The 24432-nt window shown below is 68.2% G+C and carries 22 protein-coding genes; 2 read left to right on the forward strand and 20 right to left on the reverse strand.

The window, feature by feature from the left end; all coding sequences use genetic code 11:
• Positions 1 to 55: 55 nt before the first annotated feature.
• The 14 genes from smc to K3U96_RS17090 all read right to left on the reverse strand — a co-directional run bounded on the left by smc (position 56) and on the right by K3U96_RS17090 (position 15267).
• Positions 56 to 3643 (reverse strand): chromosome segregation protein SMC, encoded by a 3588-nt coding sequence (gene smc / locus K3U96_RS17025; RefSeq protein WP_220690481.1) that lies wholly within the window; start codon positions 3641 to 3643, stop codon positions 56 to 58.
• 26 nt (positions 3644 to 3669) lie between these two features.
• Positions 3670 to 3954: an acylphosphatase gene (locus tag K3U96_RS17030; RefSeq protein WP_220690482.1), complete on the reverse strand. Its 285-nt coding sequence runs from the start codon at positions 3952 to 3954 to the stop codon at positions 3670 to 3672.
• Positions 3938 to 4354 (reverse strand): OsmC family protein, encoded by a 417-nt coding sequence (locus tag K3U96_RS17035; protein ID WP_220690483.1) that lies wholly within the window; start codon positions 4352 to 4354, stop codon positions 3938 to 3940. The genes K3U96_RS17030 and K3U96_RS17035 overlap by 17 nt, the downstream gene beginning before the upstream one ends.
• Positions 4355 to 4395: 41 nt before the next feature.
• Positions 4396 to 5271: a DNA-formamidopyrimidine glycosylase gene (gene mutM, locus K3U96_RS17040; protein WP_220690484.1), complete on the reverse strand. Its 876-nt coding sequence runs from the start codon at positions 5269 to 5271 to the stop codon at positions 4396 to 4398.
• On the reverse strand, positions 5264 to 5968 hold the full coding sequence (gene rnc, locus K3U96_RS17045) for a ribonuclease III (RefSeq protein WP_069406602.1): 705 nt from the start codon (positions 5966 to 5968) through the stop codon (positions 5264 to 5266). Before rnc ends, mutM begins: the two co-directional genes overlap by 8 nt.
• A complete protein-coding gene (locus K3U96_RS17050; protein ID WP_220690485.1) occupies positions 5961 to 6548 on the reverse strand; it encodes a YceD family protein in 588 nt (195 codons plus the stop codon). Before K3U96_RS17050 ends, rnc begins: the two co-directional genes overlap by 8 nt.
• 31 nt (positions 6549 to 6579) lie before the next feature.
• Positions 6580 to 7317, reverse strand: coding sequence for a cell division protein SepIVA (sepIVA, locus tag K3U96_RS17055; RefSeq protein WP_069406604.1), 738 nt, complete (start codon positions 7315 to 7317; stop codon positions 6580 to 6582).
• A gap of 264 nt (positions 7318 to 7581) precedes the next feature.
• Entirely contained in the window at positions 7582 to 8148 is a 567-nt protein-coding gene (locus K3U96_RS17060) for a hemerythrin domain-containing protein (RefSeq protein WP_220690486.1), read from the reverse strand.
• Positions 8149 to 8227: 79 nt separating this feature from the next.
• A complete protein-coding gene (gene coaD / locus K3U96_RS17065) occupies positions 8228 to 8704 on the reverse strand; it encodes a pantetheine-phosphate adenylyltransferase (RefSeq protein WP_069406606.1) in 477 nt (158 codons plus the stop codon).
• 24 nt (positions 8705 to 8728) lie between these two features.
• Positions 8729 to 9307 carry a 16S rRNA (guanine(966)-N(2))-methyltransferase RsmD gene (gene rsmD / locus K3U96_RS17070; protein ID WP_220693563.1) on the reverse strand — a complete coding sequence of 193 codons (579 nt, stop codon included), beginning with the start codon at positions 9305 to 9307 and terminating at the stop codon, positions 8729 to 8731.
• Positions 9304 to 12696, reverse strand: coding sequence for a pyruvate carboxylase (locus K3U96_RS17075; RefSeq protein WP_220690487.1), 3393 nt, complete (start codon positions 12694 to 12696; stop codon positions 9304 to 9306). Before K3U96_RS17075 ends, rsmD begins: the two co-directional genes overlap by 4 nt.
• Positions 12697 to 12729: 33 nt before the next feature.
• A complete protein-coding gene (locus tag K3U96_RS17080) occupies positions 12730 to 13362 on the reverse strand; it encodes a vitamin K epoxide reductase family protein (protein ID WP_069406211.1) in 633 nt (210 codons plus the stop codon).
• Entirely contained in the window at positions 13359 to 14138 is a 780-nt protein-coding gene (locus K3U96_RS17085) for a DsbA family protein (RefSeq protein ID WP_069406212.1), read from the reverse strand. Before K3U96_RS17085 ends, K3U96_RS17080 begins: the two co-directional genes overlap by 4 nt.
• Positions 14139 to 14172: 34 nt before the next feature.
• Complete coding sequence (locus K3U96_RS17090) at positions 14173 to 15267, reverse strand: alpha/beta hydrolase (RefSeq protein WP_220690488.1); 1095 nt, start codon at positions 15265 to 15267, stop codon at positions 14173 to 14175.
• On the opposite strand from K3U96_RS17090, the gene K3U96_RS17095 reads away from it, so the two are divergent.
• Together K3U96_RS17095 and K3U96_RS17100 are read left to right on the forward strand one after the other, a co-directional pair.
• Positions 15266 to 16096 carry an aldo/keto reductase gene (locus tag K3U96_RS17095; protein ID WP_220690489.1) on the forward strand — a complete coding sequence of 277 codons (831 nt, stop codon included), beginning with the start codon at positions 15266 to 15268 and terminating at the stop codon, positions 16094 to 16096. The two genes, K3U96_RS17090 and K3U96_RS17095, sit on opposite strands and share 2 nt — an antisense overlap.
• Positions 16097 to 16101: 5 nt before the next feature.
• Positions 16102 to 16950, forward strand: coding sequence for an aldo/keto reductase (locus tag K3U96_RS17100; RefSeq protein ID WP_069406215.1), 849 nt, complete (start codon positions 16102 to 16104; stop codon positions 16948 to 16950).
• A gap of 2 nt (positions 16951 to 16952) precedes the next feature.
• Here the strand turns inward: K3U96_RS17100 and K3U96_RS17105 are convergent, their stop codons facing one another.
• From K3U96_RS17105 to K3U96_RS17130, 6 genes are read right to left on the reverse strand one after another with little or no spacing between them, the layout of a single operon-like run.
• Entirely contained in the window at positions 16953 to 17576 is a 624-nt protein-coding gene (locus K3U96_RS17105; protein ID WP_220690490.1) for a TetR/AcrR family transcriptional regulator, read from the reverse strand.
• Entirely contained in the window at positions 17573 to 18649 is a 1077-nt protein-coding gene (locus tag K3U96_RS17110) for an NAD(P)H-dependent amine dehydrogenase family protein (protein WP_220693564.1), read from the reverse strand. Before K3U96_RS17110 ends, K3U96_RS17105 begins: the two co-directional genes overlap by 4 nt.
• A gap of 17 nt (positions 18650 to 18666) precedes the next feature.
• Complete coding sequence (locus tag K3U96_RS17115) at positions 18667 to 19530, reverse strand: SDR family NAD(P)-dependent oxidoreductase (protein ID WP_220690491.1); 864 nt, start codon at positions 19528 to 19530, stop codon at positions 18667 to 18669.
• 45 nt (positions 19531 to 19575) lie between these two features.
• Positions 19576 to 20277: an HNH endonuclease family protein gene (locus K3U96_RS17120; protein WP_220690492.1), complete on the reverse strand. Its 702-nt coding sequence runs from the start codon at positions 20275 to 20277 to the stop codon at positions 19576 to 19578.
• Complete coding sequence (recG, locus tag K3U96_RS17125; RefSeq protein ID WP_220690493.1) at positions 20274 to 22526, reverse strand: ATP-dependent DNA helicase RecG; 2253 nt, start codon at positions 22524 to 22526, stop codon at positions 20274 to 20276. Before recG ends, K3U96_RS17120 begins: the two co-directional genes overlap by 4 nt.
• Positions 22527 to 22528: 2 nt before the next feature.
• Positions 22529 to 24166 carry a fatty acid kinase ATP-binding subunit FakA gene (locus tag K3U96_RS17130; RefSeq protein ID WP_220690494.1) on the reverse strand — a complete coding sequence of 546 codons (1638 nt, stop codon included), beginning with the start codon at positions 24164 to 24166 and terminating at the stop codon, positions 22529 to 22531.
• Between the last annotated feature and the right edge of the window lie 266 nt (positions 24167 to 24432).

Raw genomic sequence — 24432 nt, forward strand, 5'->3', positions numbered from 1 at the left:
ACTGCGATTTCGGCGCGGTTGGTCACGCTCAGCGTGACGAACTACACCCGAACCGCTAATTGGTGCTGGCGAGCAGCTCCTGGCCGCGCATCCGCTGGCTGATCACCTGGGTGATGCCGTCGTCGCGCATCGTGACGCCGTACAGCGCGTCGGCGATCTCCATCGTCGGCTTCTGGTGGGTGATGACGATGAGCTGCGACTGCGACCGCAGCTGCTCGAACAGCCCGAGCAGCCTGCGCAGGTTCACGTCGTCGAGGGCCGCCTCGACCTCGTCCATCACATAGAACGGTGAGGGCCTGGCCCGGAAGATCGCCACCAGCATCGCCACGGCGGTCAGCGACTTCTCGCCGCCGGACAGCAGCGACAGCCGCTTGATCTTCTTGCCCGGCGGGCGGGCCTCGACCTCGATGCCGGTGGTCAGCATGTCGTCGGGGTTGGTCAGCAGCAGCCTGCCCTCACCGCCGGGGAACAGCGTCGAAAACACTTGCTCGAACTCGCGTTCCACGTCGGTGTAGGCCTCGGTGAACACCTGCAGGATGCGTTCGTCGACGTCCTCGATGACGTCGAGCAGGTCCTTGCGCGCGGCCTTGACGTCCTCGAGTTGGGTGGACAGGAAGTTGTAGCGCTCCTCGAGCGCCGCGAACTCCTCCAACGCCAGCGGGTTGACCCGGCCCAGCTCGCCCAGCTCACGTTCGGCCTTCTTCGCCCGCCGCTCCTGGGTGGGCCGGTCGAACGGCATCGGCGCGGGTGCGGTGACCTGCTCGCCACGTTCACGGGCCTGCTCGTATTCGGCCATCTCCAGCTCGGTCGGCGGCAACGGCACATCGGGCCCGTACTCGGCGATGAGGTCGGCGCTGGCCATGCCGAACTGTTCGAGGACGTGCTCTTCGAGCTGCTCGATTCGCAGCGCCGCTTGGGCTTTGGCGACCTCGTCGCGGTGCAGCGCGTCGGTCAGCCCGTTGATTCTGGCGGTGAGCTCGTTGACCTCGTCGCGGGTCTTGGCCAACGCCGTCGAGCGGTGCTGGCGTTCCTCGGCTACCGCGTCACGCGCCCGGGAGGCCACCGCCACCACGGAGCTGAGCCGTTGCGCGACAAGGCGTGCCGATTCGGCGACTGCCGCAGCGACCTTGGCCGCATGGGCGCGCGCTTCCCGGGCACGCTGGGCGCGCACCCGAGCCTCCCGCTCGGCGGCCGCCGCTCGGCGCAGCGAATCAGCTTTGCCCCGAACGGCATTGGCGCGTTCTTCGGCTGTGCGCACGGCCAGGCGCGCCTCGACCTCGACGGCCCGCGCAGCCTCGGCGGCCGCCACCGTCTCCTGCCGGTTGACCGGCTCGGCGTCGAACATCGGCTCCTGCTGGGCGTTGTGCAGGCGCTCTTCGAGCCCGGCGAGTTCCTCGACGGTGCGTGACCGGTTGGTCTCCAGCTCGTCGCGCTGCTTGATCAGCCGCTGCCACTCGTCGTCGGCGGCGCGGGCGTCCTGGCCGAGGCGGCCCAGCTGCTCGTAGATCGCCGAGATCGCCGCGTCGGACTCGTTGAGCGCGGCCAGCGCCTGCTCGGCGGAGTCGCGGCGGGCCGCCTGCTCGGCCAGCGCACCGGCCAGCGCTGCCGACAGCTCGCCCACCTGCTTCTCGGCCTCGGCCAGTTCGGCGCGGGCCTTGTCGACCTCCGAAGCGATCTCCAGCGTGCTGGGTTTGCGATCCGAACCGCCGCTGACCCACCCGGCGCCGACGAGATCGCCGTCCGCGCTGACCGCCCGCAGCTCCGGCCGGGAGGTGACGAGGTCGAGCGCCGCGGACAGGTCGGCCACCACGGCCACATTGGCCAGCATCGCGGTGATGGCGCCCTGCAGCCGCGGCGGTGCCTCGACGAGCTCGACGGCCCAGTGCGCGCCGTAGGGCAGCGCCCCGCTGGGCGCCGGGACGTGGGAGTGCCAGTCGCTGAGCACGATCGCCGCGTGCCCGGCATCGGATTCCTTGAGCGCGGCGACGGCCGCCCGGGCGGCACTGGTGTTTTCGGCGGCGACGGCGTCCGCCGCTGCCCCGAGCACCGCGGCGACCGCCGCCTCGTAGCCGTCACGGACCTTGAGCAGTTTGGCTACAGACCCGAGAAGCCCTGCGTCACTGCGGTTTTCCTGTAGCCACGCCGCACCGTCCTTGCGGGACAGCCCTACCGACAGCGCTTCGATGCGGGCCCTCAGCGACGCCACCTGGCGTTCGGCGCCGCGTTCGGCGGCCTGCAGTTCGGTGACACGTTCGTCGGCCAGGCGCAGCGCGGCCACGCTGCGGTCATGCTGTTCGTCCAGCCCCACCTCACCCGCGTCGAGTTCACCGACGCGGGCTTGGACGGTCTCGAATTCGGCCTGGGTCTGCTGGGCGCGGGTGGCCGCCCCGTCGATGCCCGCGGTGAGCCTGGCGACGGTCTCGCCGATCGACTCGACGCGGGTGCGCATGGTGTCGACCTGGCCGGCCAGCCGGGCCACCCCCTCGCGGCGGTCGGCCTCGGCGCGCGCGGCGGCCATGTGCGCCCGTTCGGCCTCTGCGGCCACCTGTTCGCGCTCGGCGAGTTCGCTGCGGGCTTCCTCCAGCGTCGCCCGGGACTCCTCGAGTTCCTCGAGCAGCCGGCGCTCGTCCGCGGCGACCTGGTCGGCCTGCGCGTCCAGCTCGTCGGGGTCGGGGCCGGTGGAGGTCTCGGGCTCGGTGTCGAGGTACTGCGCGCGCTCGCTGGCGATGCGCACCGTCGCGCTGACCCGTTCGGCCAGCGCCGACAGCGAGAACCACGTCTGCTGGGCGGCGTTCGCCCGTTCGGACAGGCTCTCGACGGCCGACTCGTGGGCGGCCAGCTCGACGGTCTTGGCCTCCAGCCGGGTGCTCAGCTCGTCGTGCTCGTGGCGCAGCGTCGTCTCGGCCTGGTTGGTGTTCTCGAACTCGGCGCGGCGGGTGACCAGGTCGTCGGCGGCCAGCCGCAGCCGCGCGTCGCGCAGATCGGCCTGGATGGTCTGGGCGCGCCGGGCCATCTCGGCCTGCCTGCCCAGCGGTTTGAGCTGGCGGCGCAGTTCGGTGGTCAGGTCGGTCAGCCGGGCCAGGTTGGCCGACATCGCGTCGAGCTTGCGGACCGCCTTCTCCTTGCGCTTGCGGTGTTTGAGCACACCGGCGGCCTCCTCGATGAACGCGCGCCGGTCCTCCGGGCGTGATTCGAGGATCTCGGAGAGCTTGCCCTGCCCGACGATGACGTGCATCTCGCGGCCGATGCCCGAGTCCGACAGCAGTTCCTGCACGTCCATCAAGCGGCAACCGCTGCCGTTGATCTCGTATTCGCTTCCGCCGTCGCGGAACATCCGTCGGGTGATCGACACCTCGGAGTACTCGATCGGCAGCGAGTTGTCGGAGTTGTCGATCGTCACGGTGACCTCGGCGCGGCCCAGCGGCGGGCGTGAGGACGTGCCGGCGAAGATGACGTCCTCCATCTTGCCGCCACGCAACGTCTTGGCGCCCTGTTCGCCCATCACCCAGGTCAGCGCGTCGACGACGTTGGATTTGCCCGACCCGTTGGGGCCCACCACGCACGTGATGCCCGGTTCGAATCGCAGAGTCGTAGGTGAAGCAAAGGACTTGAAGCCCTTCAGCGTCAGACTCTTGAGGTGCACGACGTGAAACCCTACCGCCGCGCGCGCTATCGCTCGGTGAACCCTTCTAGCGAGTCGCGAACTTCTGACCAGTCGGCCACCACGTTGTCCACCCGACCGGGCGTTTTGCCGCTTTGCAGCAGCTCAAGGAGCTTTTCGCAGGCGTCGCGCGCGCCCTGGGCGACCACCTGGACACGGCCGTCGGGCCTGTTGGACGCGAATCCGGTCAGCCCGAGCTCCAGCGCGCGCGATCTGGTCCACCACCGGAAGCCGACCCCTTGAACGCGGCCGTGCACCCACGCCGTCAGCCGTACCTCAGCTAACTCCTGCATCACGAACCTCAAACGTCACTTCAGCCCCGGCTTTGAGCGTGCGGCCGACCGTGCAGACCTGATCGATGGCGCGCTCGACGACCGTGAGTACCCGCGCTCTGTCGCCTTCGGACAGGCCGGACAAGTCGAGCTCCATATGTTCGTCCAACAGCGGATAGCGCTCCTGCTCGCGGTCGGCCGCCCCGGACACCCGGATCGTGGCCGGATACTCGTCGCCGAGCCGCCGGCGCAGCGGCGCGTCGCTGGCCATCCCGCTGCAGGCCGCCAGCGCGATCTTCATCAGCTCGCCGGGGGTGAAGACGCCGTCGACGTCCTCGTTGCCGACGAGCACCTGCGCGCCGCGTGAACTGCGCCCGACGTATTGGCGCACACCGGTGCGCTCCACCCACAGTTCCGTCACGAGATGTACGTTAGCGCGGAAGAGTGCGAGTAGAGACCTCGCTAACGTGCACCTCGCGGGTTTCCGCGTGAGACCCGCGGGCGGGGTTGGCATTTCGGGCAGTAGAACGACGAGCGGTTCATGAACTTCTCGCGGCGCATCACCGCACCGCAGCGCCGGCACGGCTGGCCCTCGCGGCCGTAGGCGTCCAGCGACCGTTCGAAGTAGCCGGACTCGCCGTTGACGTTGACATACAGCGAGTCAAACGACGTGCCGCCCTGATCCAGCGCCTCGGCCATCACCTCGGCCGCCGCGTCGAGCACCCCGGCCAGCTGGCGACGGGTCAGCGCCGACGCCAGCCGGGCGCCGTTGACCCGCGCCCGCCACAGCGCCTCGTCGGCGTAGATGTTGCCGATCCCCGAGACCACGGTCTGGTCCAGCAGCTGACGCTTGATCTCAGAGTGCTTGCGCCGCAACACCTCAACGACGCTGTCGCGGTCGAACAACGGGTCCAGCGGATCACTGGCCAGGTGGGCGACGGACAGCGGTACGTCGCTGCCGTCGACGGTGACCATGTCGGTGAGCAACCACCCACCGAACGTGCGCTGATCCACGAAGCTCAGCGCGGTGCCGTCGTCGAGCAGCGCCGCGATGCGCAGGTGCCGCTCGTCGGGCAGCGCGCCCAGCAGCATCTGTCCGCTCATCCCCAGGTGCACCACCAGCGCCGAGCCGTCGTCCAACGTCAGCCACATGTACTTGCCGCGGCGGCCGGTGCCGACGATCCGCGTCCCGAGCAGGCGCCCGGTCAGGTCGGCGGGGCCCGCCTCGTGCCGACGCACCGCGCGCGGGTGATGCACGCGCACCGCGGTGACGGTCTTGTCGACGACGTGTGCTGCCAACCCCCGCCGCACGACCTCGACTTCGGGCAGCTCAGGCATCTACATCAGAAGCGGCGGTCAGCGCATTCCACGCCGCCGCCGCCGCTTTGAGTTCGGCTTCCTTCTTGGTGCGGCCGACGCCCTTGCCGTACTCGGTGTCGGCCACGACCACCGCCGCGGTGAATTCCTTGTCGTGGTCGGGGCCCGTGGACGACACCACGTATGACGGCGCGCCCATGCCGCGCGCCGCGGTCAACTCCTGCAGGCTGCTCTTCCAGTCCAAGCCGGCGCCCAACGTCGGCGCGGTGTCCAGGAGCTGGCCGAACAACCGCAGGATCACCTCGCGGGCGACATCGATGCCGTGCTCGACATAGATTGCGCCGAGCAGGGATTCGACGCCGTCGGCCAGGATGCTGGCCTTGTTCGCGCCGCCGGAGTTCTCCTCCCCCTTACCGAGCAGCAGGTAGTGGCCCAACCCGCTGTCGGACAGGCGGCGGCCGACGTCGGCGAGCGCCTGAGTGTTGACGATGCTGGCCCGCAGCTTGGCCAGATCGCCTTCGGGGCGGTCGGGATGGCGATGGTAGAGCTCCTCGGTGATGGTCAGCCCGAGCACCGCATCGCCGAGAAACTCCAGGCGTTCGTTGGTGGGCAGCCCGCCGTGCTCATAGGAGTAGCTGCGGTGCGTCAACGCCATCGTGAGCAGGTCGTCGGGCAGCTTCACCCCGAGCGCCGCCAGCAGCGCCGCCCGGTCACTCACCGGCGTCCTCGTCCAACATGCCTGCAAGCTTGGCCCACCGCGGATCGATGAGGTCGTGGTGGTGTCCGGGTTCGGCGGTCGCCAGCGCCACACCGCACTGCGGGCACAGGCCCAGGCACTCGGTGTCGCACAGCGGCGTGAACGGCAGCGCCAGCCCGACGGCGTCGATGATCGGCTGCTCCAGGTCGATGGTGTCGGCACCACGGGAGCGACCGACGCGGGCGACCTCGTCGGCGTCGGTGGTCTCGTCGGTCGCGCTGTCCGGATAGGCGAACAGCTCGGTGAGTTCGATCTCGACGTCGCCGGTGACCGGGGTCAGGCAGCGCGCGCACTGACCCGACGTCGGGCCGGACACCGTGCCGGTGACCAGTACCCCCTCCGAAACGGATTCGATCCGAAGGTCCAGTTCCAGCGGCGCACCCTTGTCGATTCCGATCAGGTCGAGCCCGATGCGCGACGGGCAAGACACGGTCTCGGAGAGCGTCAACATGGAGCCGGGCCGCCGGCCGAGCCGGGAGATGTCAATGACTAGCGGCGTTCGCGACTCTCGGTGCGCCGCCGCGTTCGCATGCGTCGCCATAGGTCAATCCTACGGCGAGCCCTACCGGCCGCTAACGCGCTGCGTAGTCGTGGGTGCCCGCGGCGGTGCGCAGCTGATGGCGACCGCGCCCCACCGAGCGCAGGGTGCCGTTGAGGAAGTCCTCGAACTCGGCGAGCTTGTTGTCGACATAGATGTCGCATTCGCCACGTAGCCGATCGGCCTCGGCGTGCGCGGAGTCGATGAGGCGGGTGGCCTCGGCAGTGGCCGTCTGCACGATCTCGGTCTGCGACACCAGCCGCTGCTGTTCCTTGATGCCTTCCTGCACGGCCTTCTCGTAGGCGAGGTTCCCGTTTTCGATCAGGCGGTCGGCCTCGGTCTTGGCCCGGCCGGTGCTGGCCTCGTACTCGCGCTTGGCGGTGGCCGCGATGCGGGTGGCCTCTTCGCGGGCTTCACCGACCATGCGCTCGCTGTGCTGGCGGGCCTCGGCGACCATCCGGTCGGCCTGGGCCTTGGCGTCGGCGAGCAACCGGTCGGCCTCCGCGCGGGAGTGGTTGATCATCGAGTCGGCCTCGGCGGAGGCCGTGGCAACCATCGAGTCGGAATGCTCCTTGGCCTCCCGCAGCAAGCCGTCGCGCGCGTCGAGGACGTCCTGCGCGTCGTCGAGTTCGCCCGGGATCGCGTCCTTGATGTCGTCGATCAACTCGAGGACATCGCCGCGGGGCACCACGCAACCGGCGGTCATCGGCACGCCGCGGGCTTCTTCGACAATGGCGCCCAGCTCATCGAGCGCTTCAAAAACTCGGTACACGGCAACACCCTCCAGGCGTAGTTGACAGTTACCAGTGTGCCTGGTGTTACGGCTGTGACTCAGCTACCGACGCCGGTGTGTCGCGATCAGGGCGTCTTGCTGTGTCGCCGCTCTCCCAGGCCCCAACTCCGTGTGAAATTGCTGACCCCCACATTATGTCAACACACGGACAGGGATCGCTCGGCCGCCGAACGTGGGCTCGACACACGTTCACCTGGGAAAACCGTGCGTCAACCCCACACTCGACGCCGAAGTAGTGGGGTCCTATCGCAGGACAGCCGAGATGACGTCGCGCGCCCGGTCGAGCATCGACACGAACGGGCCGACGGCAAAGTTGGCCGTGGCCGACTCCACCCCGGCGTGCGGGCGGGTCGGCGCGATGGCCTGGGCGGCCTGCACGGCCTTGACCATGCGCTCGAGGTCGTCGGCGTCGAGCTCACGCCCGAGCTTGTTGAACTCCTGGTGTTCTTCCTGCTCGGCGTGGTGCAGCACGTCGTCGCGGAACCGCAGGAGCGCGTCGAGGAACTCCTTGGACCCGATGTCCATGTTCTCCAGCGCCGAGAGCTGTTCCTTGGCGTCGTGTTCCTCCTCGAGGCGGGCGTCGACGATCGCGTCGCCGTCGGCGATCTCGTGGCGCGCGCGGGGGTGCACCACCATCTCCTCGGCGGTCTCGTGCACCGCAAGCAGTTGGCGCAGTTCGACGAACGCGGTCTCGCGGGCTTTGTCGTCGGAGGCGCTGAGTACCTCTTCGAACAGATCCTTGATCAGGTTGTGCTGATCGGTCAGGAACCTCACGACATCGTCGGTGGACTGGACAAAGGTTTGCACCATGGCAATGACTCCGTACTCAAAGGGTTGGGGGCGCTAATGGGCTGTGCGCCACCCTGCGATTACCCGACGAGCGCGAAAATTAACCCTTCAGCTTGGCCTGCAGCCGCCGGTTGACCGGTTCGGGCAGTAGCTCGGTCACGTCGCCGCCCAGCGAGGCCACCTCTTTGGCCAGCGACGACGAGACGAACGAATAGCGCGGCGCGGTGGCCACGAAGAACGTGTCGACGCCGGCGACGTGTTTGTTCATCTGCGCCATCTGCAACTCGTACTCGAAGTCGGTTCCGGTGCGCAGCCCCTTGACGATCGCGGTCAACCCGTGGTTCCGGACGAAGTCGACGACTAGGCCCTCCCCCGCTTCGGCGCGCACGTTGGGCAGGTGTGCGGTGGATTCCTCGAGCATCGCGATCCGCTCATCGAGGTCGAACATCCCCTTCTTGTTGGGGTTGACCAACACCGCGATGATGACCTCGTCGAACTGGGCGGCCGCGCGTTCGAAGACGTCGACATGGCCCAGGGTTACCGGGTCGAAGGAGCCCGGGCACACCACGCCGCTCATGGGTGATGACGCTAGCAGGGCAGCTCAGGTGGGTTGGGCCGCCGTGTCCGCGGTGACTTCGGCCAGTTCGATGCGGGTATCGCCGTAGCGGCGCGGTTCCCACGGCCGCCAGCCGTCGGGCCAGTTCAGCGTGGCTCCCGAGGCCGCGCGTTCGACGGCGACGACGGTGCCGGGCGCGGTCCAGCCGTGCCGGGCCAGCGCACTCAGTACGCCGCCCATCTCGGCGGCGTCGACGTCGTAGGGCGGGTCGGCCAGGACCAGGTCCACCGGCTGCGGTGCGCCCGCCGACAGCACCGCGGCGACGGCCCCGCGCCGCACCGTCGCCCCCGTCACGCCGAGCGCGGCGACGTTCTTGGCGATGACGGCGACCGCGCGGGCATCGGACTCCACGAACAGCACCGCGGCCGCGCCCCGCGACAGCGCCTCCAGTCCCAGCGCGCCCGAACCCGCGTACAGGTCGAGCACCGATGCGCCCACGAGGTCCACCCTGGCAGCCAGCACATTGAACAGTGACTCGCGTACCCGGTCGGTGGTCGGTCGGGTTCGGGTGCGCGGCACCGTGATTCGACGTCCGCTGAGGGTTCCGGCGATGATGCGGGTCAGCTGACCACCACCAGCAGGTCGCCGCCTTCGACCTGTGCGGTGCTCGACACCGCGACCCTGCTGATCTTGCCCGCCTTGGGTGCGGTGATCGCGGCTTCCATCTTCATCGCTTCGATGGTGGCGATGGTCTGGCCGGCCTGTACCTGGTCGTCGGTGGCGATGTTGACGGTGACCACACCGGCGAACGGGGCCGCGACGTGGTCGGGGTTGGCGCGGTCGGCTTTCTCGGCGGTGGGCACGTCGCTGGCGATGCTGCGGTCACGCACCACCACCGGGCGAAGTTGGCCGTTGATGATGCACATCACGGTGCGCATCCCGCGTTCGTCGGCCTCGGAGACGGCTTCCAGCCCGATCAGCAACTCGACGCCGCGTTCGAGCTTGACCCGGTGTTCCTCCCCGGAGCGCAGCCCGTAGAAGAACTGGTTGGCCGACAGGCTCGAGGTGTCGCCGTAGGTTTCGCGGTGCTCGTCGAATTCGGTGGTCGGGCCGGGGAAAAGCAGCCGGTTCAGGGTGTGCTGGCGGACGGGTCCGGGCTCGCTGAGCGCCGCCTCGTCGGCCGCGCTGAGCTGCTGGGCCGGTTTGGCCGGCGCCCGATCGGCAAGCGCCTTGGTGCGCAGCGGCTCGGGCCACCCGCCCGGCGGATCGCCGAGTTCACCGCGAAAGAACCCGATCACCGAGTCGGGGATGTCCAACCGCGACGGGTCGGCGGCGAACTCCTCGGCGCTGATGCCCGCGCCCAGCAGCGCAAGCGCCAGATCACCCACCACCTTGCTCGACGGGGTGACCTTCACCAACCGGCCCAAGATCCGGTCGGCGCCAGCGTAATTGGCCTCGATTTCCTCGAACCGGTTACCAAAGCCCAACGCGATGGCCTGCTGACGCAGATTCGACAACTGCCCGCCGGGAATCTCGTGGTGATATACCCGCCCGGTCGAGGTGAACGGACCCGACGCCGCGACATCAAAGGGCGCATACACCTTGCGCAGCGCCTCCCAGTACGGCTCCAGATCACAGACCGCCGACAGCGACAGCCCGGTGTCGAATTCGGTGTGCGCGGTCGCGGCCACGATCGAGCTCAACGCGGGCTGGCTGGTGGTGCCCGCCAACGGCGCCGACGCCCCGTCCACGGCGCTGGCGCCGGCCTGCCAGGCGGCCAGATACGTCGCCAACTGACCACCGGGCGTGTCGTGGGTGTGCACGTGCACCGGCAGGTCGAAACGGGACCGCAGCGCGGTGATCAGGGTGTGAGCGGCCTGCGGGCGCAGCAGCCCGGCCATGTCCTTGATCGCCAGCACATGCGCGCCGGCATCGACGATCTGCTCGGCCAGCTTGAGGTAATAGTCCAGCGTGTAGAGGTTCTCGGCCGGGTCGACCAGATCCCCGGTGTAGCTCATCGCGACTTCAGCGATCGCCGTGCCGGTTTGGCGCACCGCATCGATGGCCGGGCGCATCGACTCGACGTTGTTGAGCGCATCAAAGATCCGGTAGATGTCGATTCCGGTCGCGGTGGCCTCGGCGACGAACGCATCGGTGACCGACTCCGGATAAGGCGTGTAGCCCACCGTGTTTCGGCCACGCAACAGCATCTGCAGACAGATGTTGGGAATCGCCTCACGCAGCGCGGCCAGCCGCTCCCAAGGGTCTTCTTTCAAGAACCGAAGCGCCACATCGTAAGTCGCCCCACCCCAGCACTCCACCGACAACAGCTGCGGGCACATCCGCGCCACATACGGCGCCACCTCCAACAGCCCGGTCGAGCGCACCCGGGTCGCCAACAACGACTGGTGCGCATCACGGAACGTGGTGTCGGTGACGCCCAGCGCCTTGGAGTCACGCAACCACCGCGCAAAGCCCTCGGGCCCCAACTCGCCCAGCCGCTGCTTGGAGCCGCTGGCCGGGTTGTCGCCCAGATCCACGCCGGGCAGCTTGTCACGCGGATACACCGTGGCGCTGCGCGCACCGTGCGGCTGGTTGACCGTGACATCGGCCAGGTAATTCAAGATCTTGGTGCCACGATCAGCCGGGGTCAGCGCGGTCAACAGATACGGGCGCTCATCGATGAACGAGGTGTTGATGCGCCCGGCGCGGAAATCCGCATCGTTGACCACCGCCATCAGAAACGGAATGTTCGTCGACACCCCACGAATCCGGAACTCCGCCAACGCCCGCCGCGCCCGCGCGATCGCCGCCGGCAGATCACGACCCCGACACGTCAGCTTGACCAGCATCGAGTCGAAATGCGCGCTGATCTCCGCACCCAGATGCGAACCACCATCCAAGCGGATACCCGCCCCGCCCGGGGACCGGTAGGCGGTGATGCGCCCGGTGTCGGGGCGAAAACCGTTGGCCGGGTCCTCGGTGGTGATCCGGCACTGCATCGCCGCACCGCGCACCCGCACCAAATCCTGGCTCAACCCCAACTCCTGCAGCCGCTGACCGTCCGCGATGCGCAGCTGAGAACCCACCAAATCCACATCGGTGATCTCCTCGGTCACCGTGTGCTCAACCTGAATCCGCGGATTGCACTCGATGAACACGTAATGGCCCCGCTCATCGAGCAGGAACTCCACCGTCCCGGCGAACGTGTACCCGATGTGCCGGGCGAACGCGACCGCATCCGCGCACATCCGCTCACGCAGCTCATCAGAAAGGTTGGGCGCCGGAGCCAACTCGATGACCTTCTGGTGGCGGCGCTGCACGCTACAATCCCGCTCGAACAGGTGGATCACATCACCATGGGTATCGGCCAGGATCTGCACCTCGATATGGCGCGGGTTGAGCACCGCCTGCTCCAGATACAGCGTCGGATCCCCAAAAGCCGACTCAGCCTCGCGCCCGGCCGCCTCGATCGCCTCGGCCAACCCGTCCCGCTCGCCCACGTGACGCATCCCGCGTCCCCCGCCACCCGAAACCGCCTTGACGAACAACGGGAACTCCATCGCCTCGGCCGCAGCGATCAACTCCTGCGCCGACGCCGAAGGCGCCGAGGAGTTCAGCACCGGCAACCCCGCATCCCGGGCCGCCGCGATCGCACGCGACTTATTGCCGGTCAACTCCAACACCTGCGCGCTCGGACCGATGAACGTGATACCCGCCGCCGCGCACCCCGCAGCAAGCTCTGGATTCTCCGACAAAAAGCCGTAACCCGGATAGACCGCGTCCGCACCCGCGCCCCGCGCCACCCGCACGATCTCCTCGACCGACAGATACGCCCGCACCGGATGCCCGGTCTGCCCGATCTGATACGACTCATCGGCCTTGAGCCGATGCAACGAATTGCGATCCTCATACGGATAAACCGCGACCGTCGCAATCCCCAACTCATAAGCAGCCCGAAACGCCCGGATCGCGATCTCACCGCGATTGGCCACAAGCACTTTAGAGATCACGCGCTACCTTAACCCGGGCGGAATCAGTGAGGTCTAGACGAGCGTGGACCAGTAGCTCCAGAACCGCACGAGGATCAGAAGAGTCAGCGCGGTGAACCACAATGCCACCAGCGACCAGCGCCACGTGTACAGGCCGCGCGCGACGGCGCCGCCGCGTTCGGGTGCCACGGCGATGGCGGCGACCACGACCAGCAGCGGAATGGTCACCGCCCACACCACCATGCAGTACGGGCACAACGCGCCGATGCGGTACAGGCTCTGAAAGATCAACCAGTGCACGAACGCCGCGCCCAGCAGCGTGCCCGCCGCCAGCGCCGCCCAGTACCAGCGGGGCAGCTCGACACGGGCGAGCGCGAGCACCCCGGTCACCACGACGACGCTGAACGCGACGACGCCGAGCAGCGGGTTGGGGAAGCCCAGCAGCGAAGCCTGCGGTGTGATCATCACCGAACCGCACGACAGCACCGGGTTGATGCTGCAGGACGGCACGTAGTCCGGGTTGATCAGCGTTTCGATCTTCTCGACGGTCAGCGTGAACGAGGCCGCCAACCCGGCGAGTCCGGCGATGAGTATCCAGATCGCGCTCGGCCGCCGCACCGGCACGCCCGTTGGCGCCTCGGCCGCGGGTTCGCTCGGTGCGTCGGTGCCGGGCGCGGTGACCGTCACGGCGCCGGTACTGCGGGGGTCGGATCGGGTGCGGGCGGCGGCGCACCGGCATCCAGCGCGGGCACGTTGCCGACGATCTCCTCGATCTTGGCGATCAACGCATCGGCGGTGGTGGGGTTGTAGTCCTCGCCGTTGATGCGGATCGTCGGCGTCGACTTGACGCCGGTGGCCGCGGCCATGCCCTTCACCATGTCGGTGTAGCGGCCCTTGTTGATGCAGTCGGGGACACCGCCGGCCGCGCCGGCCTGCCGGGCCACCTCGATGAGCCGGGCGTTGTCCGGGAACGGGCCGACACCCTCGGGTGGCTGCTGGGCGTAGAGCGCGGAGTGGAAGCGCCGGAACGCGTCCGTCGATTCGTCGGCCACGCAGTAGGCGGCGTTGGCCGCGCGGGTGGAGTAGCCGTCGCCCTGGCGGTCCAGGATGGAGATCATGTGGTAGTCGGCGGCGATGGCGCCGCTGTCGATGAGCTTGTTCAGGGTGGGGCCGAACAGCTTTTCGAAGTTGCCGCATGCCGGGCACAGGAAGTCCTCGAAGAGCGCCACGACCGCCTTGGGCTCCGAGGTGCCCTCCTGGGTGATCAGGTCGCTGGAGGTCACCCGGATCGCCTGGGCTTCGCCCTCGGCAGGCTTCTCTTCGGCCGACGTGACGATGTAGAGCACCAACGCGACGGCGAAGATGACGACGACCGAGGTCAACCCGATCTGAATCGCCAGGTTGCGCTTGCGGTCCGCCGCCTTGAGGTCGTAGCGAGGGGTCTTCTTGGGTTTGGTGGCCACGGGGTAAGCGTACCGGCGCGCTTTCGGAGGTTGTTCAGACGCGGGCCAGGTGCGCGCGCATCGCCGAGATGCTCTCGGCGACCGCGGTGGCGCTGTCGCCGCCGAGCGGGAAGAAGTTGGCGAAGCCGTGCACGAGCGAACCGAACTCGCGGTAGTCGACGGCGACGCCGGCCGCCCGCATGGCGTCGGCGTATCGCCTGCCCTCGTCGCGCAGCGGGTCGAATCCGGCCGTCAGCACCAGCGCGGGCGGCAGCCCGGACAGGTCGTCGGACAGCAGCGGCGATACCCGCGGATCAGATGGCGCCAACTCCGCCCCGTCCAGGTAGTGCGCGCAGAACCAGTCGATATCGTGCCTGGTCAGAAAGAACCCGTCGGCGAACAGCGTCTTCGACCGGCTTTCGCCGCTGTAGTCGGTGACCGGATAGAAGAGCAGTTGCAGCGCGGGCAGTCGCTGTCGGTCCGCGCGTGCGCGCAGGGACACCAGCGCGGCCTGGTTTCCACCGGCACTGTCACCGCCGACCGCGACCCGGCGGGGGTCCGCACCCAGTTCGGCGGCATGCTCGAGCGCCCAGGTGAAAGCGGCGTACGCGTCGTCGGTGCCCGCGGGCGCCTTGTGTTCGGGACCCAACCGGTAGTCGACGGACAACACATGCACACCGCCGGCCCGGCAGAGTTGACGGCACAGGTCGTCGTGGGTCTCGATGCTGCCGATCACCTGGCCGCCGCCGTGGTAGAAGACCAGCAGCGGGGCGCCCGCGCCGTCGGGCCGGTAGTGGCGTGCAGCGATGGGTCCCGCCGGGCCCGGTATCGAGAGATTGGCCACCCCGGCCACCGGGATGCTCTGTTTGAATCCGGCGGCCAGGGTTTCCAGTTGCTGGCGCGCGGCGGTGACGTCGTCGCTGGCCACCAGGCCATTGATGCCGGCTGCCTTCTGCCCGGCGAGCATCAACTGCAGCGTCGTATCCAGCGTGTTGCCGTCGATGGTGACCGAACGCCCGCCGAGCAGCGCCCGCTTGACCGGGTCGGGGATTCGCGGAAGTGCGCGCAGGGTGAGGCCTGCGGCGGCGGTGACGATGGTGTCCTTGCGGCTCGGACTCCACGAAGCCTGGCCTGGCAGACTTTGAGTCATGGCATCTCCCTCGATCAAGCTGAACGACGGTCAATCGATCCCTCAGGTCGGGCTCGGCGTTTGGCAGACCCCGGCCGAAGACACCGAGCGCGCGGCGGCGACGGCGTTGAGTGCCGGTTATCGGCATATCGACACGGCCGCAGCGTATGGCAACGAGCGTGAGGTCGGCCAGGCGGTCGCGAAATCCGGGCTGGCGCGCGAAGACGTCTACGTGACCACCAAGCTCTGGAACGCCGACCACGGCTACGACAGCACCCGCAGGGCGTTCGACGCCAGCATGGACCGGCTCGGGCTGGACTACCTCGACCTGTACCTGATCCACTGGCCGGTGCCGGCCCAGAACGCGTTCGTCGACACCTTCAAGGCGTTCGCTGACCTGCGCGATCAGGGACGTATCCGGTCGATCGGGGTCAGCAACTTCGAACCCGAGCACCTGCGCACCCTGGTCGACGCGACCGGCATCGTGCCTGCGGTCAACCAGATCGAGCTGCATCCGCGGCTGCAGCAGGAAGAGCTGCGCGAAGTGCACGCTCAGCTGGGCATTGCCACCGAGGCGTGGAGCCCGCTGGGCCAGGGTTCACTGCTGGAGAACCCGGCCGTGACGGCCGTCGCCGAGGCGCACGGCAAAACGCCCGCGCAGGTACTGATTAGGTGGCATATCCAACTCGGCAATATAGTCATCCCGAAATCAGTGACCCCATCGAGAATCGTGAGCAACTTCGACGTGTTCGACTTTGAGCTGAGTGAACAGGACATGGCGTCCATCTCTTCGCTCGGCGACGGCACACGGTTGGGTCCTGACCCCCGAACATTCAACTTCACAGGGTAGGTGACATGACCCCATCGGACGGGGCGACGGCGACTCCCACCGTCACTCTCAACGACGACCACACGATTCCGGTGATCGGCCTCGGTGTCGGGGAACTGTCGGAAACCGAGGCCGAACAAGCGGTCTTGGCCGCCCTCGAGGCCGGATACCGGTTGATCGACACCGCCGCCGCGTACGGCAACGAGGAAGCCGTCGGCCGCGCCGTCAAAGCTTCGGGGGTGCCGCGCGAGGAAGTCTTCATCACCACCAAGCTGGCCGCATCAGATCTGGGTTTCCAGTCGTCGCAGGACGCGCTCAAGGCCAGCCTGCAGCGGCTCGGCCTGGACTACGTCGACCTCTACCTGATCCACTGGCCCGCCGGTGAGCACGGCAAGTTCGTCGACAGCTGGGGCGGGCTGATGAAGCGCAAGGAGGACGGCGAGACCAAGTCGATCGGGGTGGCCAACTTTCACGCCGAACACCTCGCCGACATCATCGACCTGTCGTTCTTCACCCCGGCGGTCAACCAGATCGAACTGCACCCGCTGCTGAACCAGGCCGAGTTGCGCGAGGTCAACGCCGGATACGGCATCCTCACCCAGGCCTACAGTCCGCTGGGCGTCGGCCGGCTTCTGGACAACGCGACGGTCAGTTCGGTGGCCAAGGAGCAGGGCAAGACGCCCGCGCAGGTGTTGCTGCGGTGGAACCTGCAGTTGGGCAACGCCGTGGTCGCCCGGTCGACGTCACCGGAGCGGATGAAGTCCAACATCGAGGTGTTCGACTTCGAGCTCACCGACGACCAGATGGCCGCGCTGAACGCGCTCGACGACGGCACCCGCTTCCGCCCGAACCCCGACACCTACGCCGGCGAGTAGCTTCAGCGACGTCGAGCGGCCAGGAACGCCGAGATCACCTCGACGAGCATCTGGCGGTCGCGGCTGCTGTCGAAGGGCTCCGGCCACAGCATCTGCACCGTGACCATGCCGCGGATCGTCGTCCACACCAGGTTGCCGAGACGTCTTGCCAGCGCGGCATCGAGGTCGGGGCTGAGGTGCTGACCGATCTGGGTGATGCGCTCGGCCATGTCGGCGAGGCGGGCGTTGGCGGCGGCAGGACGATCACCGCGGGTGGCGATCAGAATCTGCATCGCCGCGATGGACGCGGGCCGCGAGAACGCCTGCCACACCGCGTCGACGACGTAGGCGGGCCGTTCTTCGCCGCTGATGCCCGGGGCGTGTGCGGCCACGGTGTCCAGCGTCTCGAGTACTTCGGCGAACCCGGCATCGACGACTGCCATCAGGATCCCATTGAGGTCGCCGAAGTGGTATTGGACTGCGCCCCAAGTCAATCCGGCACGTTCGGTGATGCGCCGGACGCTGGGCGGCGGGAACCCCTCCTCGAGGATGTAGCGCACCGTCTCCTCGACGACGATCCGCCGGCTGCGCTGGGCGCGCGCCTGACTGCCCGACGGGGGCCGGCGCGGTGTCGTCGTGCCGGTCACCACATCACGCCGCGCACGTGGTCGGTGGGCCGCAGGTCGTGTGCGGCCAGGATGCCGCTGGGCGCGCGGCACACGGCCTCGATCATGTTGACGGCGCGAGCGGCCGTGGCGATGACCCCGCCCTGGTTGTGGTCGATCCCGGAGGTGCCGACGTGGGCGTTGATGACGATGCCCGGATCGCCGTCGACGACGACGCGGTGCACCCCTGCGCGGCCTTCGGGCGGATACGGCCAGTCGGGTGCGGCGGCGTCGGTCAAGCGGTTGACATGCTCCATGGTGATGACCGGCCGGCCGCCACGGTGACCCTCTGCGGCGAACCGGACCGCGGCGACCTGTCCGGGTTCGACACGCATCATCGTGCAGTCGATCGGTGCCGGGGTGGCCCATTTCTCGTGTCGTTCGCGGACCTCGTCGAGTTCGACGCCGAGATCGCCGGCCAGGCTGCGTACCTGCGCGCCCCACATCGACGAAAGCACACCGGGGCTGAACAGGATCGGGGTGTGCTCGGGGGCCATCCCGAATCCGAAAGTCACGCCGGTGAATTCGGCGTCGTCGTAGCTGCCGTAGTCGCACACCTCCTGGACGGTGATCGACGTCGCCCGCCCGGCCAGGCTCAGCGCGGTGTAGACCAGGGTGTCACCGGAGAAGCCGGGGTCCACGCCGTTGATGTAGAGCGTCGCGTCGCCATCGGCGCTGGCCTGACGCAGCGGTCCGCGTAACCAGTCGTCGGCCTCCTCGGGTGCGACCAGCCACACGAACGACGTGCCGACGACGTTGACGCCGGCGCGCAGAAAGCGGGTGATCTCGGCCAGCGCGTCGTGGGGTCGCGTCTCGGCCTGTGAGGTGTAGACCACGCAGTCGGCGCCGAGCGCCACGAGCGCGTCGACGTCGTCGGTGGCGGTGACACCCACCGGGTTCGGCAGGCCGGCCAACTCGGCTGCGTCGCGGCCCACCTTGGCCGGATTCGACGCGTGCACTCCGACCAACTCGAAATCCGGGCGTTCGATCAGCATCCGAAGCGAATGCGCCCCGACGTTGCCGGTGGAGAACTGGATGACCCGTCGCTGCGTCATGTGCGCCTTTCCCGTTGTCACAGAAGGTCCGTGATCGTCTTGAGGCCGGCGTCGTAGAGCACTCCGGGCAGCATTCCGCCGTCCATCTCCACGGTGGTGCCGTTGACGAAATCTGCACCGCCCGCGCACAGGAACACCACCGCGCGGCCGACCTCTTCGGGTTCTGCGCCCCGTTTCAGCGGGATGGCCGTGAAGTACTCGGCGCCGGTGGGGTCGTCTTCGGGCAGCACGAATGACCGGAAGTTCTCTGTGATGGTGGGCCCCAGGGCGACGCAGTTCACCCGCACCTTCGGACCCCATTCCTGGGCCAGTGAGCGCGTCAGATGGTTGAGCCCGGATTTGGCGGCGCCGTAGGACACCAGGGTGGGCGATCCGGCGGGGTGGCCTGCCCCGCTGGAGATGTTGACGATCGAGCCGGTGCCGTCCTGGGTCTGCATCTGCCGAAACACCCTGATGGCGAACCACATCGGGCTGATGAGGTTCATCTGGATGGCAAAGGAGTGAAACAGCGCCGTGCGCGCGAAGTCGTCGTCGGAACGTGGGGCGCCCTGGATCTTCTGGACGAGCTCGGGAACGTCGTGGACGTGCGGAGACGGCACCGTGCCGCCGGCGTTGTTGACGAGGATGTCGATCCGGCCGTAGGTGTCGGCGACGCGCTGCACAAACGCGTCGATCGCAGCGTAATCGCCTTGGTCACAAACCCATTGGGCGCTGCGGGCCACCCATTCCGGCTTGTCGGCGGTGCCTGGCATGGCGTCGAGCGCAGAGCGGGAGCATCCAATGACGGTCGCGTCTTGCCGCAACAGTTCGTGCGCGATGCCGAGGCCGACACCTCGGCTGGTGCCGGTGACGATGGCGACCTTGCCAGACAGGGAACCCATAAGCCGATAGATTACAGCTGTAATGTTTTCCGGCAAGTCCCGGTTTCAGCCTGTCGGACACGTCGCCGCGGCGTCGCGCAACACCGTCGCCGACGGCGCGTCGATCGGCAGCCGGTAGCCGCGAAGCACCTCGATGAACTGCATGGCGTACTGGCAGTGAAACGCCGTGTTCGGCGGCATCCAGTCGGCGGGCTGTTGATCGCCCTTGTCCTGGTTGGGGTCACCGGCGACGGCGAGCAGGTTGGCCGGGTCGTTGGCGAACCGGACCCGCATCTCGTCGGGCCAGTTGCGCGCACCGAGGTCCCAGGCCAGCGCCAGCGGAACGAGGTGGTCGATCTGCACCGACGCTCCGACGCCGGCGCCGCGGGTGAACGCCACGACGGCGTTGGTGTACGGGTCGTGCAGGGTGCCGGTGGCAACCGCGGTGGGACAGCGCTTGATCGACACGTAGGTCTTGTCGTCGAGGTCGCGGTCGAGGATGTCGTTGCGGGTGTCGCAGCCGTTGTGGCCGCCTGGAGCGGTGTTGTCGTCGGTCCAGCTGTCACCGAATGCGGCCCGCCGGTAGTCGTGGCCGCGGACCCGCTGCGGCAGCACCGCGATACCGGCCAGCACGTCGTCGCCCGGTACGACGGTGGGCACGTCCGCCTCCGCGGCCGACGGGGCTCGCTGCCCCGTCGAAGTCTGCACCGCCACCAGCACCGCAAGCGCGACGATCGCGGCCAGCCACAGAAATCGCTTGCGGTTCATGACTTGTCGAGGTACTCGACCCGATCGGTGTCGACGAACGGCGCTGCCAGCATCGCCAGCCCGGGATCGGCTGGGTCGTTGTGATACATCGATTCGCACAGCTCGCGTGCGGCCAGGATGATGTCGAGGTGCTCGGAGAGCGACAGAAACCTCAGCGTGATCGCCCGCCCGGACTGGGTGTGCCCCAGCACATCTCCCTCCTGGCGCTCCTTGAGGTCGAGGTCGGCCAGCTCGAAGCCGTCCAGTGTCGAGGCGACCGCCTTCAGCCGCGCACCGGCCTTGGAGCCTTCGGAAAGGTTGGTGGCCAGCAGACACAGGCTGGGATGCGCACCGCGCCCGATCCGGCCGCGCAGCTGGTGTAACTGGCTGATCCCGAACCGGTCGGCGTCCATCACCAGCATCACCGTCGCGTTGGGCACATCGACGCCGACCTCGATGACCGTCGTGCACACCAGCACGTCGATCTCCCCGGCCCGGAACGCCGCCATCACCGCGTCCTTTTCGTCGGCGGGCAGCCTGCCGTGCATCAGCCCGAGGCGAAGCCCCGACAACGGCCCGCTGCGCAGCCCGTCGAACAACTCGACGACGGTGACCGGCGGCGGGCCACCGCTTTCGGTGTCTTCAGCGCTGACCTTGGCGGGCTTGTCGTCGGCGTCGATGCGTGAGGCGACCACGTAGGCCTGCCGTCCCGCGCCGACCTCTTCGGTGATGCGTTGCCAGGCCCGGTCCAGCCAGGACCGGTTCTTGGTGATGAAGATGGTGTTGGTGGCGATCGGCTGCCTGCCGCGCGGCAGCTCGCGCAGTGTCGAGGTCTCCAGGTCGCCGTAATGGGTGAGGGCCACGGTGCGCGGGATCGGCGTGGCCGTCATCACCAGCAGATGCGGCGTCACTCCTTCGGGCGCCTTGCTGCGCAAACGATCTCGTTGCTCCACACCGAAGCGGTGTTGTTCGTCGACGACCACCATGCCGAGCCGGTGGAACTCGACGGCGTCCTGCAACAGCGCATGGGTGCCGATGACGATGCCCGCCGCGCCGCTGGCGACCTCGTCGCGTACCGCCCGCTTCTGCGCGGCCGACATCGATCCGGTCAGCAGCGCGACCCGGGTGGCGCCGTCCACGCCGCCGAGCTGGCCCGCCATAGCAAGCGGGCCGAGAACGTCACGCACCGAGCGGTCATGTTGGGCGGCAAGAACTTCCGTCGGCGCCAGCAGCGCGCACTGATAGCCGGCGTCGACCATCTGCAGCATCGCCAGCACGCTGACGATGGTCTTGCCCGAACCCACCTCGCCTTGCAGCATGCGGTTCATCGGCCTGCTGGCCGCCAGCTCGGCGGAGATGACGTCGAGCACGTCACGTTGACCGTCGGTCAACTCGAAGGGAAGCCGCCCACGCAGCGCCGCCACCAGACCGTCGTCGCGAAGCGGGGCGACCGGCCCGGATTCCCTCAGCTCGCTGTATCGCCGTTTCACCAATGCCCATTGCAGGCCGATGGCTTCGTCGTAGGTGAGCCTGCGCTGGGCCTGTTCGCGTTCGGACTTGTTCTCAGCGATGTGGATCGCGCGTAGCGCCTGGTCTTCTGTGATCAGGTGATGTTGCTGCAGAACGGTTTTGGGTAACGGCTCCTCGATGGGATCGAGTACGTCGAGCACCTGGCGCACGCACGCGTAGATGTCCCAGCTCTGCAGCTTTTTGTTGGCCGGATAGATCGGGAAGAACTCGCGCTCGAACGCCGACAACACATCGTCGCCGACGGCTCCCGAGGCCGAGGCGATGGTCTTCAGCGATTTGGTGCCGAACGTCTTGCCCTTGGGCGATTCCAACACCAGGAAGGCGGGATGGGTCAGTTGCAGGGTGCGCCTGAAGTATTTGACTTCTCCCGACAGCATCAACCGGGTGCCGACGACGAGGTCGTCGAGCATCCAGTCGGCGTTGAAAAAGGTCGCGGTGACCGTCGAGCGCCGCTCCCCCAGCGTCACGCGCAGCCATCTGCGCTTACGCATCTTCCTGGACTTCTTGTCGAATTGCGGCTTCATATCACCGACTTTGGTGCCGGTGATCGTGTCGACGAACGTGACATGTTCGCCCTCTTGGAGTTCCTCGCCCTCGGCCAGGACCGTCATGCCGTCGCTGTACTTGCGCGGGTAATGGCGCAACAGGTCGTTGACGGTGCGGATGCCGAAGTATTCCTCGAGCGGTCCTGCGGCCTTCTTGCCGACGATGTAGTCGAGTCGATCGCCCAGGACGGCCACCGCTACTCCACCCCGATCAGCAACGCATCGCCGCGGTGGTCGGTGTGGTAGGTGACGAGCTCGATGCCCAGGTGCCTGCGGTGCACGTGCTCCTGCAGCGCCGCGGCGACAGTGCGGTCGACGCCGGCGCCGGTGAGCACGGTGACCAGTTCTCCACCCACCGCCAGCAGCAGGTCGATCAACCCCGCGCCCGCCTCGGCGATGTCGTCACCGACGATCAGCACCTCGTCGCCGGAGATGCCCAACCCGTCACCGGGTTTACACGTCCCCGCCCACGTCAGCGCCTCCTCGGTGGCCACCCGCACAGAACCGTGGCGGGCGCCGGCCGCGGCGCGCGCCATCGTGTAGCCGTCGTCGACCGCTTGCCGGTCGGCGTCGTGCACGGCCAGCGCGGCCAGGCCCTGCACCATCGACGCCGCGGGCACCGGCACCACGTCGATCCCCCAGCCGATCGCCGCAGTGCACCCGGCGACCAGCTCCTCGGCGGCGACGTAGCCGTTGGGTAACACCATGACCTGGGCTGCGCCCGCGTCGACCAGCGCATGCAGCAGCTGCTTGGCGCTGACCGGCGTGTCCGGGAGCACGCCCAGCACATGTGCGCCTTCTCCCGCGAACAGCTCCTGGGCCCCGACGCCGTCGACGACCGCGAGCACCGCCCGTTCCCGGGCCCATCCCCCGGCCGGGCGGGCACCGTCGGTCCCGGTGAGCGAGGTGATCTGGATGCGGCTCGGGGTGCCCACGGCGATGCCGGCCTCCACAGCGGCTCCGGCGTCGTCGACATGCGCGTGCACCGAGTACTGGCCACCGCCGCCGGCAGCGGCGATGGCCACCGACTCACCGAGCCGGTCCAGTTCGCCGCGCAGCTTCTCCACGCCGCCTGCGTCACATCCAGTGAGCAGGTACATCACCTCGAACTGCGGCGCTGCGGTGGCGGCGGTGACCGCGGAGCCGTGGGCGTGCAGCGGTGTCGGCACATACTCCTGCCTGCTGGACGCGTGCCCGGTGACGACCGCGCGCATGGAATCCAGCAGCACCAGCAGGCCCCGCCCGCCGGCGTCCACCACCCCGGCCTCCGCCAGTACGGCGAGTTGCCCGGGTGTCTTGTCCAGGGCCACCGCGGCCGTGTCGACCACGGTCAAAAGCACATCGGCGAGGTCGGCGCCGTCGGAAACCGCCTGTTCGGCGGCGTTGGCGGCCGCCCTCAGCACCGAGAAGATGGTGCCGGGAACGGGTTGGCCGATCGAGGCGACGACCAGTGTGACCGCGCGGCGCAGCGCCGCGGCCAGCAAGGCGCCGTCGACGTCGACCAACTCCTCACACCGCTGCGCGCCCGCCTCGGCGGTGGCGTCGGCAAGCCCCCGCAGGATCTGCGACAGGATGACCCCGGAGTTACCCCGGGCGCCGTGCAGGGCGCCGCGGGCCAGGGCGGCCGCCACCTGCGCGACGTCGTCGGTGTCGGCCACGGCATCGGCCTGAGCCCACGCCGAACGCATGGTGAACAGCATGTTCGTGCCAGTGTCGGAGTCCGCGACGGGGAACACGTTGAGCCGGTTGATCTCGTCGGTGTGGGTGATGAGGTCGCCGACGGCGGCGTGTGCCCAATCGCGCAGTGCGGAGGCGTCCAACCGTCGAGCCGACATGCTCACCTCCCGTTCCGCCACCCGGATGCCGACGTGGGCGTCAGCCTAACGACTCCTGCTGACAGCGCCGACACACCTATTCGCGCCTGTGGATGCGACCGCTGGATGCTCCATGGGCGACGAACGTGAGCTTGTGTGCGAGGTTTCGCGCGGATCTCGCACACAAGCTCACGTTCGAGACCATTTTGGTGATCAAAGCCGCTGCCGGTATCCTGATCAGGTTGTCGGGTCGACCCGTCGCTGGAAACGCGGCTGATGAGTCCAGA

This window comes from Mycolicibacterium holsaticum DSM 44478 = JCM 12374 (assembly GCF_019645835.1).
Classification (GTDB): Bacteria; Actinomycetota; Actinomycetes; order Mycobacteriales; family Mycobacteriaceae; genus Mycobacterium; species Mycobacterium holsaticum.

Coding starts and splice junctions, on each gene's coding strand:
- K3U96_RS17095 (WP_220690489.1), top strand. CDS start 15,266: ATGGCATCTCCCTCGATCAAGCTGAACGACGGTCAATCGATCCCTCAG.
- coaD (WP_069406606.1), bottom strand. CDS start 8,704: ATGAGCGGCGTGGTGTGCCCGGGCTCCTTCGACCCGGTAACCCTGGGC.
- K3U96_RS17050 (WP_220690485.1), bottom strand. CDS start 6,548: ATGGCGACGCATGCGAACGCGGCGGCGCACCGAGAGTCGCGAACGCCG.
- K3U96_RS17120 (WP_220690492.1), bottom strand. CDS start 20,277: ATGAACCGCAAGCGATTTCTGTGGCTGGCCGCGATCGTCGCGCTTGCG.
- mutM (WP_220690484.1), bottom strand. CDS start 5,271: ATGCCTGAGCTGCCCGAAGTCGAGGTCGTGCGGCGGGGGTTGGCAGCA.
- K3U96_RS17110 (WP_220693564.1), bottom strand. CDS start 18,649: ATGACGCAGCGACGGGTCATCCAGTTCTCCACCGGCAACGTCGGGGCG.
- K3U96_RS17100 (WP_069406215.1), top strand. CDS start 16,102: ATGACCCCATCGGACGGGGCGACGGCGACTCCCACCGTCACTCTCAAC.
- K3U96_RS17060 (WP_220690486.1), bottom strand. CDS start 8,148: ATGGTGCAAACCTTTGTCCAGTCCACCGACGATGTCGTGAGGTTCCTG.
- K3U96_RS17030 (WP_220690482.1), bottom strand. CDS start 3,954: ATGCAGGAGTTAGCTGAGGTACGGCTGACGGCGTGGGTGCACGGCCGC.
- K3U96_RS17130 (WP_220690494.1), bottom strand. CDS start 24,166: ATGTCGGCTCGACGGTTGGACGCCTCCGCACTGCGCGATTGGGCACAC.
- K3U96_RS17090 (WP_220690488.1), bottom strand. CDS start 15,267: ATGACTCAAAGTCTGCCAGGCCAGGCTTCGTGGAGTCCGAGCCGCAAG.
- K3U96_RS17115 (WP_220690491.1), bottom strand. CDS start 19,530: ATGGGTTCCCTGTCTGGCAAGGTCGCCATCGTCACCGGCACCAGCCGA.